This is a genomic window from Kocuria sp. KH4 (genome assembly GCF_053711175.1).
Map to the genome: position 1 here is coordinate 70,050 of NZ_JBSJYX010000005.1, position 16,448 is coordinate 86,497.

11 protein-coding genes and 1 pseudogene are annotated in these 16,448 nt (G+C 66.9%); 4 read left to right on the forward strand and 8 right to left on the reverse strand.

Features of this window, described 5'->3' with window-relative positions; translation table 11 throughout:
• Positions 1-287 precede the first annotated feature (287 nt).
• The 6 genes and pseudogenes from ACWCOM_RS05680 to ACWCOM_RS05705 all read right to left on the reverse strand — a co-directional run bounded on the left by ACWCOM_RS05680 (position 288) and on the right by ACWCOM_RS05705 (position 8,890).
• Positions 288-1,414, reverse strand: a pseudogene (locus ACWCOM_RS05680) (IS3 family transposase).
• Between the two features lie 892 nt (positions 1,415-2,306).
• The gene (locus tag ACWCOM_RS05685) at positions 2,307-3,515 is read right to left on the reverse strand and encodes a hypothetical protein (RefSeq protein WP_454547766.1); all 1,209 of its coding nucleotides are present in this window, start codon (positions 3,513-3,515) and stop codon (positions 2,307-2,309) included.
• 8 nt (positions 3,516-3,523) lie between these two features.
• Entirely contained in the window at positions 3,524-3,946 is a 423-nt protein-coding gene (locus ACWCOM_RS05690) for a serine acetyltransferase (RefSeq protein WP_454547767.1), read from the reverse strand.
• A gap of 124 nt (positions 3,947-4,070) precedes the next feature.
• The gene (locus ACWCOM_RS05695; protein ID WP_454547768.1) at positions 4,071-5,117 is read right to left on the reverse strand and encodes a glycosyltransferase family 4 protein; all 1,047 of its coding nucleotides are present in this window, start codon (positions 5,115-5,117) and stop codon (positions 4,071-4,073) included.
• A 1,470-nt stretch (positions 5,118-6,587) separates the two neighbouring features.
• Positions 6,588-8,135 carry a sugar transferase gene (locus ACWCOM_RS05700; RefSeq protein ID WP_454547769.1) on the reverse strand — a complete coding sequence of 516 codons (1,548 nt, stop codon included), beginning with the start codon at positions 8,133-8,135 and terminating at the stop codon, positions 6,588-6,590.
• Positions 8,136-8,431: 296 nt separating this feature from the next.
• The gene (locus tag ACWCOM_RS05705; protein ID WP_454547770.1) at positions 8,432-8,890 is read right to left on the reverse strand and encodes a hypothetical protein; all 459 of its coding nucleotides are present in this window, start codon (positions 8,888-8,890) and stop codon (positions 8,432-8,434) included.
• Between the two features lie 320 nt (positions 8,891-9,210).
• Here ACWCOM_RS05705 and ACWCOM_RS05710 point away from each other — a divergent pair, with 320 nt between their 5' ends.
• On the forward strand, positions 9,211-10,437 hold the full coding sequence (locus tag ACWCOM_RS05710) for an MFS transporter (RefSeq protein WP_454547771.1): 1,227 nt from the start codon (positions 9,211-9,213) through the stop codon (positions 10,435-10,437).
• Here ACWCOM_RS05710 and ACWCOM_RS05715 read toward each other — a convergent pair.
• Positions 10,434-10,853, reverse strand: a complete 420-nt coding sequence (locus ACWCOM_RS05715; protein ID WP_454547772.1) for a VOC family protein — start codon at positions 10,851-10,853, stop codon at positions 10,434-10,436. The two genes, ACWCOM_RS05710 and ACWCOM_RS05715, sit on opposite strands and share 4 nt — an antisense overlap.
• 168 nt (positions 10,854-11,021) lie before the next feature.
• On the opposite strand from ACWCOM_RS05715, the gene ACWCOM_RS05720 reads away from it, so the two are divergent.
• From ACWCOM_RS05720 to ACWCOM_RS05730, 3 genes are all read left to right on the forward strand, one after another.
• On the forward strand, positions 11,022-11,396 hold the full coding sequence (locus tag ACWCOM_RS05720; RefSeq protein ID WP_454547773.1) for a hypothetical protein: 375 nt from the start codon (positions 11,022-11,024) through the stop codon (positions 11,394-11,396).
• Between the two features lie 88 nt (positions 11,397-11,484).
• Positions 11,485-13,143, forward strand: a complete 1,659-nt coding sequence (locus ACWCOM_RS05725) for a sensor histidine kinase (protein WP_454547774.1) — start codon at positions 11,485-11,487, stop codon at positions 13,141-13,143.
• 74 nt (positions 13,144-13,217) lie between these two features.
• Positions 13,218-14,945 (forward strand): cation:proton antiporter, encoded by a 1,728-nt coding sequence (locus ACWCOM_RS05730; protein ID WP_454547775.1) that lies wholly within the window; start codon positions 13,218-13,220, stop codon positions 14,943-14,945.
• A gap of 15 nt (positions 14,946-14,960) precedes the next feature.
• Here ACWCOM_RS05730 and ACWCOM_RS05735 read toward each other — a convergent pair whose 3' ends face one another.
• Positions 14,961-16,436, reverse strand: a complete 1,476-nt coding sequence (locus ACWCOM_RS05735; protein WP_454547776.1) for a sugar transferase — start codon at positions 16,434-16,436, stop codon at positions 14,961-14,963.
• Positions 16,437-16,448 lie beyond the last annotated feature (12 nt).

Sequence of the window (16,448 nt, forward strand, 5' to 3'; positions counted from 1 at the left end):
TCACAAGCCACCCCGCGGGGTGGCTCTTCACATTGGAGGCTCTATGTCGCCCCATCGAAAGCTTGCCCGCGACCTCGGCATCAGGGGGGTGGCTGCTGTTGCTGTGCCCCGCACTCTCGGGGCATATCGGCCTCGGCGTGGTCATCGAGCCCAACAGCCGGCCCCCGTGCTCTTCTACGGGCACTTCCCCCTGTGGGTCAGGGTCGTCGGCTGGTGGTTCATCGCGGTGCTCGCCAGGTGGGGTGCGGTTTGGGGGACTGTTGCGCCGTTAGGTGTTAGGTGGGGTCTCATGCCGCGTGGGTCACGGCGGGCTTCATCATGGTTTTGTGCTCGATGGGGTCAACCGCCCCAGACGGACTTGCCGGCGGCGCCGGTGATAAATCCGCTCAGTCCAGGTGACAACCGCGATCCGCAGCTCGTCCCGGCTCGCCCAGGACCGCCAGGCGAAGACATTTTTTTGAAGCAGGGTGAAAAATCTCTCGATCGCGGCGTTGTCCCCGGCTGTACCTATCTTGCCCATCGAGCCCACCAGTCCGTGCCGGTTCGAAGCGTGCACGAAACTCCGAGCACGAAATTGCGACCCGCGGTCCGCATGCACGATGCAGCAGGCCACATCACCGCGGCGCGTGCCCGCGTCGTGCAGTGCCTGCACCGTCAGGCTGGACTTCATCCGCGAGTCGATGGAATAGCCCACCATCCGTCCGGAGTAGACATCGTTAGTCGCGCACGGGTACGGCTTGCCTTCGGCGGTCTGGTGCTCGGTGATGTCGGTCAACCACAGCTGGTTCGGCCCGACGGCGGTGAAGTCGCGCTCCACCAGGTCGTCCTGGACCGGTGGCCCGGGATTCTTGCCGTTTTTCGCCCGTTTCTTCCCGAACGGCGACCACCAGCGGTTGTCCCGGCAGATCGGCCACGCGCTGCGCTCACACATCACCTCGCCGGCGTCCTTGGCCTCATCGGCCAGAAAGCAGTAACTGAATCTGGGGTCATCCTGTTGGGCGTCGAACAGGGCGTTCGCCCGCCAGCCACCGGTAGTAGGGCTGGCGGGAGTGCTCGAGCATCCGGCACGTCACAGCGACGGAGATCCCGTCGGCGCCCAGCTCACTCATGAGCGGGTGGAGCCTTTTCCCGGCAAGTTCGCCTGCGAGAGGTAGGCCGCTGCCCGGCGTAGGACATCCTTCTCCTGCTCGAGGAGGCGGATCCGCTTCTTCAGCTCACGGTTTTCCGCGGAGTCGGCTCTTGTCATGCCGGGCTTCTCTCCGTCCTCGACCTCGGCTTGGCGCATCCACCTCGACAGCGTCATATCGTGGATGCCGAAGCCCTTGGTGATCTGCGCCGGTGTCACGCCGTCTTCACGAGTGCGGGGCAGGCGTACGACGACGTCACATAGTTCATGGGGATAGGGAGCGGGCAGAGCAACATCCTTCCAGGCCGCCCAGCGGGCAATCCAGATCGGGTGTCACCTATTCGTGCGGCAGTCCCTTGTGCATCTTGCGTTCGGCGACTGTCCAATGCAACCCGGCCAGCTCGAACGGCTCATCAATGCTAAAGACAGCTGAGCTGGCTACACGATTCCGGAGAGTCGACGTCATTCAGTTCCGCAGCGTCTCATGAATTGATGCTCAGTTCCAGGGCGGCGTCGTGCACCCCACGGTTGCCGTCCAACCTCAGTACGACGACCTGATCGCGGACCGACGGTGGGACCCCGCTAACTCGACACGCCCAGCTTCCTGCCCTGGCTTCTGCCAAGTCAGAAGAAGTTCTGCTGATGCGGGCTAATCCAAGGAGAGTGCGGCCGGGGACATGGAGGCCATGACAACTCTCCTCGCCCCACTAAAGAGGAACGTTTTCTAGCGCGGTTTCGCGGCGACCCGCAACGAACTGCGCATAGCGATGGTCGCTGGGACCGAGCGGACCTATTCCCGGCCCTGAAGGCAAGCCTGGTTCGGGCGGTTGACCCCACCCAGCACGAGGCCATGAAAAAGCCCGCCGTGATCCCCGCGACATGACACCCTACCTGTCATCTATCGATGTGAAGGTAGCCGAGACCAGAAAGATGAACTAGAACCGAAAAAGGTTCCAAGCGGCTCCCAAAAATCCCGGTTCACCTAAGGTCAGGGTAGCTTCTAAGCCGCGGGTGATGCTGATACCTCAGATATATAACCCGCCAAACTGCGGTAGCGCATGTCTGGAAGACGAACAAAAACGCCGCAGACTCCGGTGCGAGGCGCAAATGTCATAACAACCATCATGTCAATGACACGCATCTGGCGTGTCGCACCTTAGTAATACCGTAGTGAATTGTCTCAGGGGCACTTGGAGCTCGCGGCCCGACTAAGCGTCCGTTTGTACATTAGCCTGTAAGTCACGACAGATGCCATTGACGTGACAAGGACAGTGACCACCAGGGGGTCGAAGCGGTAGTGGCTCCAGAGCCAGAAACCAGCGGCCGTGGCAAGGACGTTAAAAACTAGGACTACGAAACGTGGCGTGATTGTGAGTCGCTGCAGCGACAACGAACGGGCAAGTCCAAGGTAAGGAGTGCAGGGACTCATTAGCACGGCGGCCAGCACGGTGACCGGAACCGCGTATGCCACCTGTGTCACGATGGTCGAATCGAGCCACGGCTGCGCCAGGTAGAACCCCAAACAGGCCAGTGCGCCATAAACTAAAGTTACAGATGAAATTGCTAAGGAGGAATGTCGCACAACCCGCTGCATCCCAAGACGGTCGTGGCTTTGCAGGGTAGAACTCCCCAGGAGGAAACGCACCATCACGAAGTTGTTCAGTGTGTTGAGAGGGCCCATGGCCGTTTGCGCCAGTCGGAACGCCGCAACACTACCCACAGGCAACACAGCTTGAACGACAAGTAACGGTGCAACCGAAGTCAGGCTGGCGATGGTCCACTCAGCGACTTGGTACCTGCCCAATGCCAGTGGTGCCCTTAATGACATTTGCCGAGCCGAAGGTAGACGAAAGAGCAAAGCGGGCACAGACATGGCTGCACTCATTCCCCACAGGGCCAGCATGACCTCAGGAGAGTCCGGCCGATAAAGTATCGTGCCCAGGAGGAGAGCGATCAACCAGACGCCGTCCGAAACCAGTGTGCGAGCATATGCCCCGTGCGCCAGGCTCCGATACCGAAGACAATCTTGCACCAAGGGGAAAAGGACTGATAGCACGGTTAGGGGACTGAAGAAGGAGATCTCAAGCAGGTAGGCAATGCTCAGCGCTACGACTGTGCATGGCCCTAAGGAACGCCAGAGCCACTTGCCGTATGCCACATTCGCAGTTCCATTCCCGGTGACCACCAAGGAGGGATCCAAAAAAATAGACCGTTGAAGGCCGATTAGTGAAGTGCCAATCAATTGAACTGTCACATAGTGGTTGAGCTGGTCGCCCGAAAGAAAGAATGCGGCCACCATAACAGCAGCTGCATTGCTCGCACTGCATACCACCTGGTCCAGTAAAAGCGTGGCATTTTTACCACTGAAGAATTTTCTGGCCTGCAACATAGACTGTCCTATTTCCGCAAAAGGTGATTGGTACCTATCACGGTGGCGCCAGCCGGTACGTCACGGGTCACGACGGCATTCGCCCCAATCTTTGCGCCTGAGCCGATCGTCACCGGGCCGAGGACGACAGCTCCCGTGCCGATGATGACGTCGTCTTGAATGGTCGGAGCGGCGTTTGCATCACCTTCAAGGGCTCCGATAGTCACGTTGTGATAGATAGTGCATGAGGTTCCAATTCTCGCCGAACTGTTAACGGTGATGTTTTTGGGGTGTGGGAGTCTCAAACCAACGCCGACGACCGTGGAGAAGGGCAATTCAATGTGACGTGGATAGTACACGAGGGCGTTCTGCATGATGTTGCATATAGCGACACAGCCACGGCTGGAATTTTCTGTCTGGAACTCATGCTGGGCTCTGTGGAGCAGCATCATTACATACACATAGCGGCTTCCCCCAGATCGCCGGCTGTCCTGTCGGGCGTCCGAAATGACACGTGTCCAGTCACGAAGCAGGGCATAAAACTGCGAAAGATGAGACAAGATGGAAGATGCCTTTCTAATCGCGCAATCCGGCGCCGCCTTCGCGGATTAAAAGCTGAACTGCACTAGCCGAGTTTTTTTCATAGGCCGACCAAGAGTACCCCCTTGCTGTCTGTTGGGCATTCAGTTTGATGGCTCGGGTCTGCTTTTGATCGTCTACGACGTTGGTCATACGCTGCACCAGCTGCTCAACGGAGCCTGCGTCCACCACGAAACCGTTCTCTCCATCCCGAATGACGTCCGAGGCAAATGTAAACTGGCTCACGATAGGTACGCACTGGTTGGCCATGGCTTCGAGAGCCGTCAAGGGGAATCCTTCGGCAAAACTGGGCAATAGCAGCGCATCTGCCTGTGCCATCACGGCAAATAACTCCTGACGCGGCATCGTGCCTAGGTAGGTGACGCGGGCATACCTGGACAGCCGGTCGCGCATCTCGGCGCTGGCGTGTCCTGCGATCAGCAGTTCCGTGTCCTTGGTCTCCATCTGCGCAAAGGCGTCCAAGATGTACCCAATTCCTTTCCGCTGGTTGACCTGACCAGCGAAGAGGAAGGTGGTTTTACAGGATGAATGCTGCGAGCGGTCCATTGATGGCGTGTCTGTGGGCGGCAGATCTACCCCCAAGTTCTGAACCACGAGTTTTTCGGCGTCAACTCCCGCGTGCATGAAAGTGGACCTTACGAACGAACTAGGAACCATAATTTTGTCCGCGAGCTGAATTTCCGCGTCCAGAAGTGTCTGTTTCCACAACGGCATTCTGTAACCCTGAAGGAAATGCGCCCACTCCGGATTACTTTCCGCTTCCGTCCGCATAGTTTCCTGCATCCAGCTGTGGTGGGCTATTGGGTACATCAGTATTTTCGTCGTGCGTTGAGCGGCCGCCTGGAACGGCTCAAGACCGGAATGATACTGGGCGATAATGGCGTCAAGACCGTCAGCATTAGTCACCGCCGCGGCGACTTTCCTGCGATGACGTTGATTGCGCTGCGCCAGCACCAGGTCTCTGCTGTTAAGGTCCGCTTTCATCAGGATTTGGAACAGCGCATCCAAGGCGGGGGTGGTCACCTTGACATCAGCGGCCTTGATGGGACGCGGCAGTTTTCGTCGCCTAATCTGGGCGGCAAACCTTAATCTTCGAGCTGTTGTGCTGTCGGCCCTGACCATTAATTTAGAGTCGGAGGCCCATGATGCACTGGTCATGTATGTGATCCGAGTTCCACTTGATGCCAGGCCAGCTGTGAGATGTGCGGGTTCCGGATGCGTGCCAGCGTTCGAGACGATGATCAAGATTGGTTTGTTCTTCCGATTGATGTGGTTGGATCCAGGATAGTGCTTATTCCGGTATTAGTGCCTTACTGCTTAGCGCCGAGGATTACGTTGGCCAAGTTTCCCAGCTGGTCAGGGATCCATCTACTAAGACATCGGTGGTCGATGCCCATAATAGAGGCGGAGCGCCTGACGAAGTCTTGACGCCCTGTCTGCCAGAACCAGCTTTCGGTATCCAACGCGAATGGAAACGTCTTGCGAAATCCACGTCCCTTCTCGGCCGGCAGATGCCATAGGGACAGCTTGCTCTCATCCCCGGTTACTGTTCGGTGCCTGTGAGTGGTCCAAACACGCCGGATGGACCGCTTCAAATCTACTACGGAAAAGTGTGCCAGAACGAAATTCATAATGTGCTCTTCGGTGTAGAAGCACGGATTTTTTCCATCGCTTTGCTCCTAGGTGTACTGCCAGGCTGACTCGGCGTATCCGCTTATTTCTGTCAGCAGAGCAGAGGGCAGCACATAGATTTCACCTCCATAGTAATCGGGTACTTGGAGGGGCAGTCCCAATTTGGAGTGTAAGTGAGATGCTTGCGCTTGACTGAGTCCGTTGACCCTGCGGGCGGGGTCATAATCAAGCAGAATTCCACCTAGCTGGTTCTGTTCGAGTTTGTCTATGAAGTCGAGCTTGTCCACACATAGTATGTCCGGGTCTAGCACGACGTTTTGGTCACCCCGTAATTCCCGAATCACATCTAAGTAGTACAGTGACGCGACGAACGCTGGGGGTATGTGTGGAGGGATGTGTCGTGTGTAAGGCACGATTTGCGTGTGAACACCTATTGACGCGTACATATCTCGGTACCGCCCGGGTAGCAGCCGGTTACTCGCTAGGGTGAGCTGAGTATCTGGATTGAAACGCGCTAACGAGGCAAACGTCACAAACATAGCCTGATAATAGTCGTCGAGTTTACCTTCACTAGAGGCAGAGCGTGTGTTCGGGGTACTCGGAACGCCAGCTTGCAGAAAAGGGATCGTGACTTGCCATGCGTCATTGGTATTCATCGTCCTGCGGTTTCCTCGGCGAGTCGTCGAATGGATCGTGTTTGAGTTCACACTTACTTTATATGGGTGGATGTCATGGGTCGGATGGAAACGGGGATAGGCGTCAATGGAATAGATGGGGTGTGCGTCACTTCGAATTGCTTGGACACCGGCAATCCTGCCAAGTGGTCCGGAACAACGTCCAATGGGCACAGGCTAGGGCGCCTTAGTAGGCGCCCTCTTTGGCCAAGACGGCCTTGAGAGTGCGTCCTAGAATCAGCATGTCCTGGACGGGCGACCAGTTCTCCACGTAGTAGAGGTCGAGACGCACCGACTGCTCCCAGTCCAGGTTGGACCTGCCCGAGACCTGCCAGAGGCCGGTGATGCCGGGCTTCACGCGCAGCCGGCGGTGGACGTAGTCCTCGTACTGGTCCACCTCGGTGGGAAGCGGAGGGCGGGGGCCCACCAGGGACATGTCGCCCTTGAGGACGTTGAAGAACTGGGGGAGCTCGTCCAGGCTGTAGCGGCGCATCCACGTGCCGGGGCCGGTGACGCGGGGGTCGTCCTTCATCTTGAAGAGCAGGCCGGCGCCCTCGTTCTGCTCCTTGAGACGCTGCAGGACCTCCTCGGCGTCCGTGCGCATGCTGCGGAACTTCAGCATCCGGAAGCGGGAGCCGTCCTGGCCGATGCGCTCCTGGGCGAAGAAGGCCGGGCCCCGGTCGTGCGCCTTGACGATCAGCGTCAGGGCCAGCAGGACGGGGGAGAGGAGCAGCAGGGCCGCCGCGGAGCCCACGATGTCCATGAGGCGCTTGGTCAGGGCCCGGCTGCGGCTCAGCCGCGGCGTGGCCACGTGGATGAGGGGGAGGCCGGCCACCTGCTGCATGTGGATGCGGGGGCCGGCAATGTCGGTGAGGCCGGTGTCCATGACCAGCCGGATGTGGGCGTCGGCCAGCGCCCAGCTGAGGTGGCGGATCTCCGTGGTGCTCAGCGGCACGTTGGAGGACAGCACCACGGTCTCGATGTCGTGCTGCTGGCAGGCGGCCATGATGCCCTCCACGGAGGGACGCTCGCCCGCGGGCAGGGCGTTGGTGGGCAGCTTGATGCGCTGTAGCTCCGCCGGCATGGGCTGCCGGGTCTCCGGCACGTAGATGGCGGCGGCGTCGAGCCCGGAGGTCGGGTGCTGGCGCAGGGACTTGATCAGGTCGGTGGCGCCGCCGAGCCGGCCGACGACCATGGTGCGGGACAGGGCCTCGCCGCGGTAGCGGGCCTTCACCAGCCGGTGGCGCACCACGAAGCGGCCCAGGATGAGCAGCCCGATGCCCAGGGGCAGGGCGATCAGGACGTAGCTGCGGGCGGTGGGGATGTCGAAGCCGAAGGAGATGATGGCGAGCGCGCCGAAGAGGATGAGGCTGGAGAGGACCACCTGCCGGGTCTCCTCGAGGCCGTGGCCGATGAGGCGCACGTCCCGGGCGCCGCGCAGGCCCAGGTGGGTCCACCACACCAGGGCGAGGACGAGCCCCACGACCGCATACGGCACCGAGCGGGGGCCGAGGTCCAGGCCGGCGTGCTCCAGCTGGAAGCGGAACAGGTGGGTGCCCAGCAGGGCCACGGCCACGGCCAGGGCGTCGGCCCAGCGCAGCCGGGTCAGGTACGCGGAGCGCCACCCGGTCTCGGACGCGGGCGTGCGCTCGGCGTCGACCCGGCGGAGCTGGTCGATCGGGTCCTCGACGTGGTGGTCGGCAGTGGTGTGGGCTACCTGGCTGGCCTTGAGCATGGTGGTGCTCCCTCCCCGAAAAAGCGCGCGGCCACCTGGGGAAGTCGACTCCCGGCCCGGGGAGCGACGGTGGACCGCGCGCTGCATTGCACTTGTGGCCAGTTTAGGGGCGCAAATCAATGAAACCGGCTCTATGACGAACCGTGTTTGCGTCTGCATCAAGCTCTGCCGCGAATCCGCGGAGCGACGTCGTGCCTAGTGGTGACGGGGCTCACGGCGTCGGGCAGGAGAATGACCCCCGCGGGGGCGGCGGGTGGTCGCCGTCCCCCAACGGGGGGACAGCGCTCCTCGGGGAGCTAGGCGGCGCGGGCCGACCAGCGGTCCTCTGTGCGGCCCAGGTGCTCCGCCTTGAGGCGGCGCAGGGCCGGGAGCAGGGACGCGGGGGTGTAGTCCGGCTTGGCAACCACGGGGGTGCCCGCGTGCCCGTGGGCGGCGAGGACGGCCTCGAAGCCGGCCTCGTGGCGCTCCAGCAGCACATGGCTGAAGTAGTGCTCGTTGAAGACCCGGGACAGCTCCAGGGCGTAGGCCCACGTGGGGGAGCCGGCCTCCGTGCAAGCCTGGGGGCAGTCCCAGTCGGCGGGAGCCTCCACGGAGCCGAGCTGCGAGCGCAGCACGCGCTCCAGGGCCTCCGGGGTGAAGGCGCCGGTGAGCTCGGCGACGTCGTCGACGATCTCGAACCGGGTGACGGTGAGACCGGCGGGGGAGCCGGAGCGCAGGTAGTGCTGGGCGGCGGTGAACAGGGGGGTGGGAGTCATTCGATTCTCGCTTGTCCGTCGAGGGGGATACGGAGCGGGTGGGTGTGTACGAGCGTATCCGGATGACTCCGCATGTGGGAGGCGGTTTCTGTCCCCACATGGTCCCCGGGGGACCGGACAAAGGTCTATTGTCAGGCTCTGCTGCGTGTGGGGAGCGGCCTCCGCTGTAGACCTTTGTCCAGAGCGTCTGGTCAGTTCGCCCGGAACCGTGGAGCGCCGGAACCCCGCGCGCGGAGGACTATCCTGAGCTCCTCGCGAATTCTTGGCGCTCTCGCGCTCCCCGCGCCGTCCCTCTGCCGTGAAAGGCCTGCATGCCACCCGTGTCCGCTGCCCCGTCGCGCCGTCGCCGGGGTCTGCCCGCCTCCGTCGCCTTCTGGGTGCAGACCTCCGTGCTGGTGGTGCTCATGGCCGCCTCCAGTGCGCCGAGCCCGCTGTACCCGCTGTACCAGGAGCTGTGGGGCTTCCCGCCGGTGGTGATCACGGTGGTCTTCGCCGCCTACGTCCTCGCCCTGCTCACCGCCCTGCTGACGGTGGGCTCGCTGTCCGACCACCTGGGGCGGCGTCCGGTGGTGCTCGCCTGCCTGGGGCTGGAGATCGTCTCGATGCTGGTGTTCGCCCTGGCCGGCAGCGAGACGGCGCTCGTGGCGGCGCGCCTGGTGCAGGGCGTGGCCACCGGCACCGCGATGGGGGCGCTGGGCGCCTACCTCATCGAGCTGGAGCCACCCGCCCGGCCGGGCCTGGGCACCGTGCTCAACGGGGCGGGGCCCACGCTCGGCCTGGCCGCCGGCGCGGTGGCCTCCAGCCTGATCGTCGCCGCGTCCCCCGGTGCGGTGCATCTCATCTACGCGGTGCTGCTGGTCCTGCTCGTGCTCCAGGCGGTGGGCACGGCGCTGGGTCCGGAGACCGTCCGGCGGAAGACCGGCGTGCTGGCCTCGCTGCGGCCGCGGGTCCAGTTCCCGCCGGCGGTGCGGCGCTCCGCGCTGTGGGTGCTGCCGGCCGCGGCGGCCACCTGGTCCCTGGGCGGGCTGGTCCTGTCCCTGGGGCCCAGCGTGGTGCGCTCCATGACCGGGGCGGAGTCCGTGGTCCTCACCGGCCTGCTCGTCGCGGCGCTGACCGGCACCGGCGGGCTGGCCACGCTGCTGCTCGGGGCGGTCCGGGCCTCCCGGGTGCTCGTGCTGGGCATGAGCACCCTGGTGGTGGGCATGGCCGCCACCGTGGCCGGACTGCTCACCGGGTCCGTGGGGCTGTACTTCGCCGCGACGGTGGTGGCCGGGGTCGGCTTCGGCGCCGGCTTCCTCGGCGTGCTGCGCACGCTGCTGCCGCAGGCCGCCCCGCGGGAGCGGGCGGGCCTGCTCTCGGCGATCTACGTGGTGAGCTATCTGGCCAACAGCGTTCCCGCGGTGGCAGCCGGTGCGCTGGCGGGCCGGATCGGCCTGCTGCCCACCGCGGTGGGCTACTCCGGGATGGTCCTGGCCCTGGCGCTGTTCGTGCTCGCCGGTCAGGCGCTCCGGGGACGGCCGGGGCGCCGGGGCGCGGCGGGCGCCTAGGCCACGAAGAGGCAGAACGGGTGCCCGGCCGGATCGGCGAACACGTAGAGCGGCTCGTCCGGGTCGTCCGTGCGGTCGAGCAGCTGCTCGGCGCCCAGCTGCAGGGCGCGCTCCCGCTGGCGCTCGAGCGCGTCCCGGTCCGGGACGGTGAGGTCCAGGTGCAGCTGCTGGGCCACACCGGAGGCGTCGGGCCACGTCACCCGGGGGAGCACCGGAACGGCCTGGAAGGCCAGCTTCCGGCCCCCGTGCGCGTCGGTGAGCACCAGCCAGTCGAGCTCGTCGGCGGCGCCGTCCGCCGGCGGCTCGTCCCCGGACCGGTACCGCAGGCCCAGCAGCTGCCGGTAGAACTCCGCCAGCTCCCGGACGTCCGTCGCGTCCAGCACGGTGGTCTGCAGGTGCGGATGGTCGTCGGCCATGAGGAGTCCTTTCCCGTCGTGCTCCTGGCTCACCGTAGCCAGGAGACGGTGCGGCGCGGAAGGCACGGGAAGTCGGCAGGTGGGGGACACGCCCCTGTTACGCGGCGCGCGGAGGCTGGAGGGGTGCGGCCGGCCGGTCCACGCAGCGTCCCGGAAGGACATCCCACGATGACCGTGACCCTCAGCATCCTCACCGCCGAGACTCCCGCCGGGGCGGTGGAGTGGGCCCGGCTGTTCTCCTACCAGCTGCCGGCCGGCCACGACCCCGGCCTGCCGGCGGTGCTGGAGTCCCTGACCGCGGGCCGGCGCCGGCCCGGCCACCTCTACCGGTGGACGGACTACCGGGTGCCGGTCGAGCTGGTCCCGGCCCGCCTGCTGGACACCGAGCACGATGCGGAGCTCGACCACGGCCGGATCACCGGCTTCTCCGGCGTGGACCTGCTGCCCGTGCTGGCCGGATACGCCGCGGCCGGCGCCGAGCTGCGCGAGCCCGGGGCGTCCGAGCCCGCGGCGCCCGGCGCGCCGCTGTCCCCGGCCGCCTGAGCGGTCCGCCGCGGCGCCCGACGCGCTAGTGTTTGCAGGTGCCACTCCGCCCCCCGGGTGGTGCCCCCGCCGTCGGAAGAGCCCTGCCGTGGACGCCCTCGTCGCTCACCGTTCCCTGGTCCCCAAGCAGTTCCACGAGCTGTCGCTGCGCGGCCGGGTGGTGGTGAGCCAGCTGCCGCAGGCCGTGACCACGGCCCTGCTCCTCCTGGTCCTGGCCGTCTTCCGGGCGCCGCTGCTGGCGGACCTGCGGGTGCTCTGGGCCGGGGCGCTCACCGTGGTCCTGACCCTGGCCTGCGTCCTGGTGCCGTGGGACCGGCTGCCCGAGCGGGCCTACCTGGCCGTCCCGGTGCTGGACTTCGTGCCGATCGGGCTGCTGTTCGAGGGGCTGTTCCCGGACGTGCTCGGGGTGCCGTTCCTCGCCGCCATCCCCGTGCTGTGGCTGGTCGCCTCGGCGCAGCTGCCCCGGTCGGCCGCCCCGCTCGGGGCGGTGCTGACCACGGTCATGCTCTGGGTGCCGGTGCTGCTGCGCCCGGGACCGGCGTCCGTGTCCGCCCTGACCGCCCCTCTGCTGATCCCGCTGATGATGCTGGCCATCGGCACCATGGCCCAGATCCTGGTCAACAGCCACGAGGCCAAGGACGCGCAGCTGCACCGGCTGCTGGCCGCCGGCGACCGGCGGGAGCGGCTGCTGAGCACCGTGCTGGAGTCCGTGGAGGTCGGTGTCCTGGCCCTGGACGACGCCGGTCGGCCCTTGGTGGCCAACAACGGCCGGCTGCACGCCCACGCCCTGCAGCGGCTGGCGCCCACGGCGGCCTCGCGGGGCCCCGCGCTCTACGACGGGGCCGGTGAGCCGCTGCCTCCGGCGGCCACCCCGATCGCCCGGGCGGTGGCCGGGGAGTCCTTCTCCGCGACCCTGGTCCGCGTGGGCGAGCCCCCGGCGCAGCAGGTGCTGTCCGTGACGGCCCGGGTGATGCGGGACGAGCACGGGCGGGCCGAGGGATCGGTGCTGTCCTTCAGCGACGTCAGCGTGCTCGTGGACGCCCTGCAGGCCAAGGACGACTTCGTGGCCGGGATCTCCCACGAGCTGCGCACCCCGTTGACCTCCATCCGCGGCTACACCGAGCTGCTGGCCATGGACGAGCGGCTGCCCGCGTCCGCGCACAGCGGTCTGGAGGTGATCGAGCGCAACGCCGACCAGCTGCTGAGCCTGGTGGAGGACCTGCTCAACGCCCACCGGGACGCCGCCGACCTGCACCGGGTCCCGGTGGACCTGGTGGGGCTGCTCGAGCAGTCCGTCGCCGCCGCCCAGCCGCACGCGACCCGCACCGGGGTCGCCGTGAAGACCTGGGCGCCGGACACCCTCCTGCTGGACTGCGACCCGGTGCGCATCGGCCAGGTGCTGGACAACCTCGTCTCCAACGCCGTGAAGTACTCCCCGGCCGACAGCGCCGTGTTCGTGGTCGGCACCTGCACCGCCGACACCGCCCAGGTGCAGGTCATCGACCACGGTCACGGCATGTCCCCCGAGGACGCGGGGAAGGTGTTCGAGAAGTTCTACCGCAGCCGCACCGCGCGGATGAGCGCCACCCCGGGGCTGGGCATCGGGCTGTCCCTGAGCAAGGCGATCGTGGACCAGCACGGCGGCACCCTGACCTGCCACAGCACCCTGGGGGAGGGCACCGTGTTCACCCTGACCCTGCCGCTGGCCACCGCGGGCGCCGCGCTCCCGGCCGCGGGAGCCCGCTGACCGAGCGCCCCTCCGGAGTCCGGTCCGGCCGCCGGGTCCGGGGCGCGGCCCGTGCCGCTGGATAGAGTGCGGGAATGGGAATGGCAGTCGCGGGTGTCCTGGTGGTCGTGCTGATGGTGGCGGTCACCGGCGTGTCGAGACGGCTCGGCGTCGCCGCCCCGCTGCTCCTCGTGGTCGTCGGGCTGGCGCTGTCCTACGCCCCCGGCGTGCCCGCCGTCGAGGTGCCCCACGAGTGGATCCTCACCGTGGTTCTGCCGCCGCTGCTGTACGCGGCCGCGCTCAAGGTCCCGGTGATCGACTTCCGCCGCAACCTCGGGGCCATCACCAGCCTGTCCGTGGTGCTGGTGCTCGTGTCCGCCGTGATCACGGGGCTGGTGCTCTACGCCCTGCTGCCGGACCTGGGCCTGGCCGCCGCCATCGCCCTGGGCGCCGTGGTGAGCCCGCCGGACGCGGTGGCGGCCACTTCGATCGGCAAGCGGCTGGGGCTGCCGCCGCGGCTGGTGACCGTGCTCGAGGGCGAGGGCCTGGTCAACGACGCCACCGCCCTCGTGCTGCTGCGCAGCTCCCTGGCCGTGGCGGCGGGGACCATGTCCGGGGTGTGGGGCGGGGTCGCCGACTTCGGCTACGCCGTGGTCGTCGCGGTGGCCGTCGGCCTGCTGATCGGGGTGGTCACCGTCCTCGTGCGCTCCAAGATCCACGACCCGGTGCTGGACACGGCGCTGTCCTTCGTCGTGCCGTTCCTGGCCTTCATCCCCGCGGAGGAGCTGGGCGCCTCCGGCGTGCTCGCCGTGGTGCTGGCCGGGCTCTACACCGGCCACCGCAGCGCCAGCGTCCTGGACGCGACCGCCCGGATCAGCGACGACGTCAACTGGCGCACCGTGCAGTTCCTGCTCGAGAACGCCGTGTTCCTGCTCATGGGCCTGGAGCTGCGGCACCTGGTCGAGGACATCGACCAGGACCTGCTGAGCATTCCGCACACGGTGCTCATCGGCCTGCTGGTCACGGCGCTGCTCATCGTCGTCCGCGTGGCGTGGGTGTTCCCGCTCGTCTTCCTGCTGCGCCGGCGTGCCGGCCGGGCCGAGCGCCGGACCATGCGCCTGTGGCTGGGCCTGGACCGGGCGGGTGAGCGCGGCACCGATCCCCGGCAGGAGCGCCGGCGCCGGCTGCGCCAGCGCGTCTACGCCCAGCGGCGGGCCGATCTGGAGCAGGAGCGCCGCGAAGGACTGGGCTGGCGCGGCGCCGTGGTCCTGGGCTGGTCCGGCATGCGTGGCGTGGTGACCCTGGCGGCGGCCCAGTCCCTGCCCAACTCGGTGCCCTACCGGGAGCAGCTCGTGCTCATCGCCTTCACGGTGGCGGTCGCCACCCTGCTGCTGCAGGGCGGCACCCTGCCGGCGCTCATCCGGGCCCTGGGCATCCGCGGCATCGACACCACCGCCGACCTGCGGGAGTCCGCCGCCCTGTTCGACGAGATCGCCGACGCCGGGCTGCGGATCCTCGACACCCCGGACGCGGTCCTGGGTCCCGACACCGCCGTGGACCCCGACGTCGTCGAGCGCGTGCGGCAGGACACCTTCCTGCGCAGCGAGTCCACCTGGGAGCGGGCCCACGCGCGGGAGGCGAAGGACGCACCCACCCCGCACCACCAGTACCGGCAGCTGCGCCTGGCCGTAGTCCGGGAGGAGCGCGAGGCCCTGCTCACCGCGCGCCGGCAGGGGAAGTACCCCTCGCGGATCCTCGCCGACGCCCAGCGGATCCTGGACGTCGAGGAGGCGCGGCTGCGACCGCGCAGCGCCGGGCACTAGCCGTGCCCGGCGGACTCAGTGCGCGCCCTCCTTGGCGAGCACGGTCTTGACCGTGCGCAGCAGGATCACGAAGTCCTGGACCGGGGACCAGTTCTCCACGTAGTAGAGGTCCAGGCGCACGGCCTGCTCCCACTCCAGGTCGTCGCGGCCGGAGACCTGCCACAGCCCGGTGATGCCGGGCTTGACCCGCAGCCGGCGGTGCACGTAGTCCTCGTACTGGGCCACCTCGCTCGGCAGCGGCGGGCGCGGGCCGACCAGGGACATCTCCCCGCGCAGCACGTTGAGGAACTGGGGCAGCTCGTCCAGGCTGTACTGGCGCATCCACCGCCCCGGCCCGGTGACGCGCGGGTCGTTCTCCATGAAGAACAGCACCCCGCCCTTGGCGTCGTTGGCGGCCATCAGCTCGGCCTTGCGCTCCTCGGCGTCCGGATACATGGAGCGGAACTTCAGCATCCGGAACGTGGTGCCGTCCCGGCCGGTGCGCTCCTGGGCGAAGAGCACGGGCCCGCCGTCGTGGTTCTTGACGATCGCCGCCAGCACGAGCAGCACGGGGGAGAGCAGCACCAGCGCGACGGCGGCCCCCACCACGTCCACCCCGCGCTTGAGCATCCGCCGGGACCGGCTCAGCCGCGGCGTGGAGACGTGGATCAGCGGCAGCCCGGCCAGCTGCTGGGTGTGGATCCGCGGCCCGGCGATGTCGGTGAGCCCGGTGTCCAGGACCAGGCGGATGTGGGCGTCGGCGAGGTGCCAGCTCAGGTGCCGCACCTCCTCCGAGCTCAGCGGCGCGGACGCGGCCAGCACCAGGGTCTCGATCCGGTGCTCCCGGCACGCGGCCACGATCCCCGCCACGGAGGGGCGCTCGCCGGCGGGCAGCATGTTCTGCGGCATCCGCACCCGGGCCAGGTGCCGCGGCAGGGCCGTGCCCGACGACGGGGCGTAGACCGCCACCGGGTCCAGGCCCGCGGCCGGGTGCTCCTGCAGCGCCTTGAGCATCTCCACGACCCCCGGCACCCGGCCCACCACCAGGGTGCGGGCCATCGCCTCCCCGCTGCGCCGCCGGCGCGTCAGCCCGCGCCGGACCAGGCCGCGTCCGGCCAGCAGGAGGAGGATGCCCAGCGGCAGGGCGAGCACCACGTAGCTGCGCGCCATCGGCACGTTGAAGACGTAGGAGAGGATGGCCATGGCGCCGAAGAGCACCAGGGTGGCGGTGACGACCTGCCGGTTCTCGTCGACCGGGTAGCCGATCAGCCGGACGTCGCGGGCGCCGCGCAGCTCCAGCCAGGCCCACCAGGCGACGCCGAGCCAGGCGCCCACCAGCCAGTACGGCACGGTGAGCCCGCCGAGGAGCAGCTGCTCCTGCTCGAGGCCGAACCGCACCAGCTGCGTCAGTACGAGCGTGGCGGCCAGGGCGGCCGCGTCCGCACGGCGCAGGTTCCGGATGTGCGTGTCCCGCCAGGCGGCCGGCCGCACGGACATGTTCCTCTTGAGCACGAAAGACTCACT

What these genes read in the sequence shown, in the direction of transcription:
- ACWCOM_RS05685 (WP_454547766.1), bottom strand. Translation starts at nt 3,515, where the DNA reads ATGTTGCAGGCCAGAAAATTCTTCAGTGGTAAAAATGCCACGCTTTTA.
- ACWCOM_RS05715 (WP_454547772.1), bottom strand. Translation starts at nt 10,853, where the DNA reads ATGGCCGACGACCATCCGCACCTGCAGACCACCGTGCTGGACGCGACG.
- ACWCOM_RS05690 (WP_454547767.1), bottom strand. Translation starts at nt 3,946, where the DNA reads ATGATGCTGCTCCACAGAGCCCAGCATGAGTTCCAGACAGAAAATTCC.
- ACWCOM_RS05700 (WP_454547769.1), bottom strand. Translation starts at nt 8,135, where the DNA reads ATGCTCAAGGCCAGCCAGGTAGCCCACACCACTGCCGACCACCACGTC.
- ACWCOM_RS05705 (WP_454547770.1), bottom strand. Translation starts at nt 8,890, where the DNA reads ATGACTCCCACCCCCCTGTTCACCGCCGCCCAGCACTACCTGCGCTCC.
- ACWCOM_RS05720 (WP_454547773.1), top strand. Translation starts at nt 11,022, where the DNA reads ATGACCGTGACCCTCAGCATCCTCACCGCCGAGACTCCCGCCGGGGCG.
- ACWCOM_RS05730 (WP_454547775.1), top strand. Translation starts at nt 13,218, where the DNA reads ATGGGAATGGCAGTCGCGGGTGTCCTGGTGGTCGTGCTGATGGTGGCG.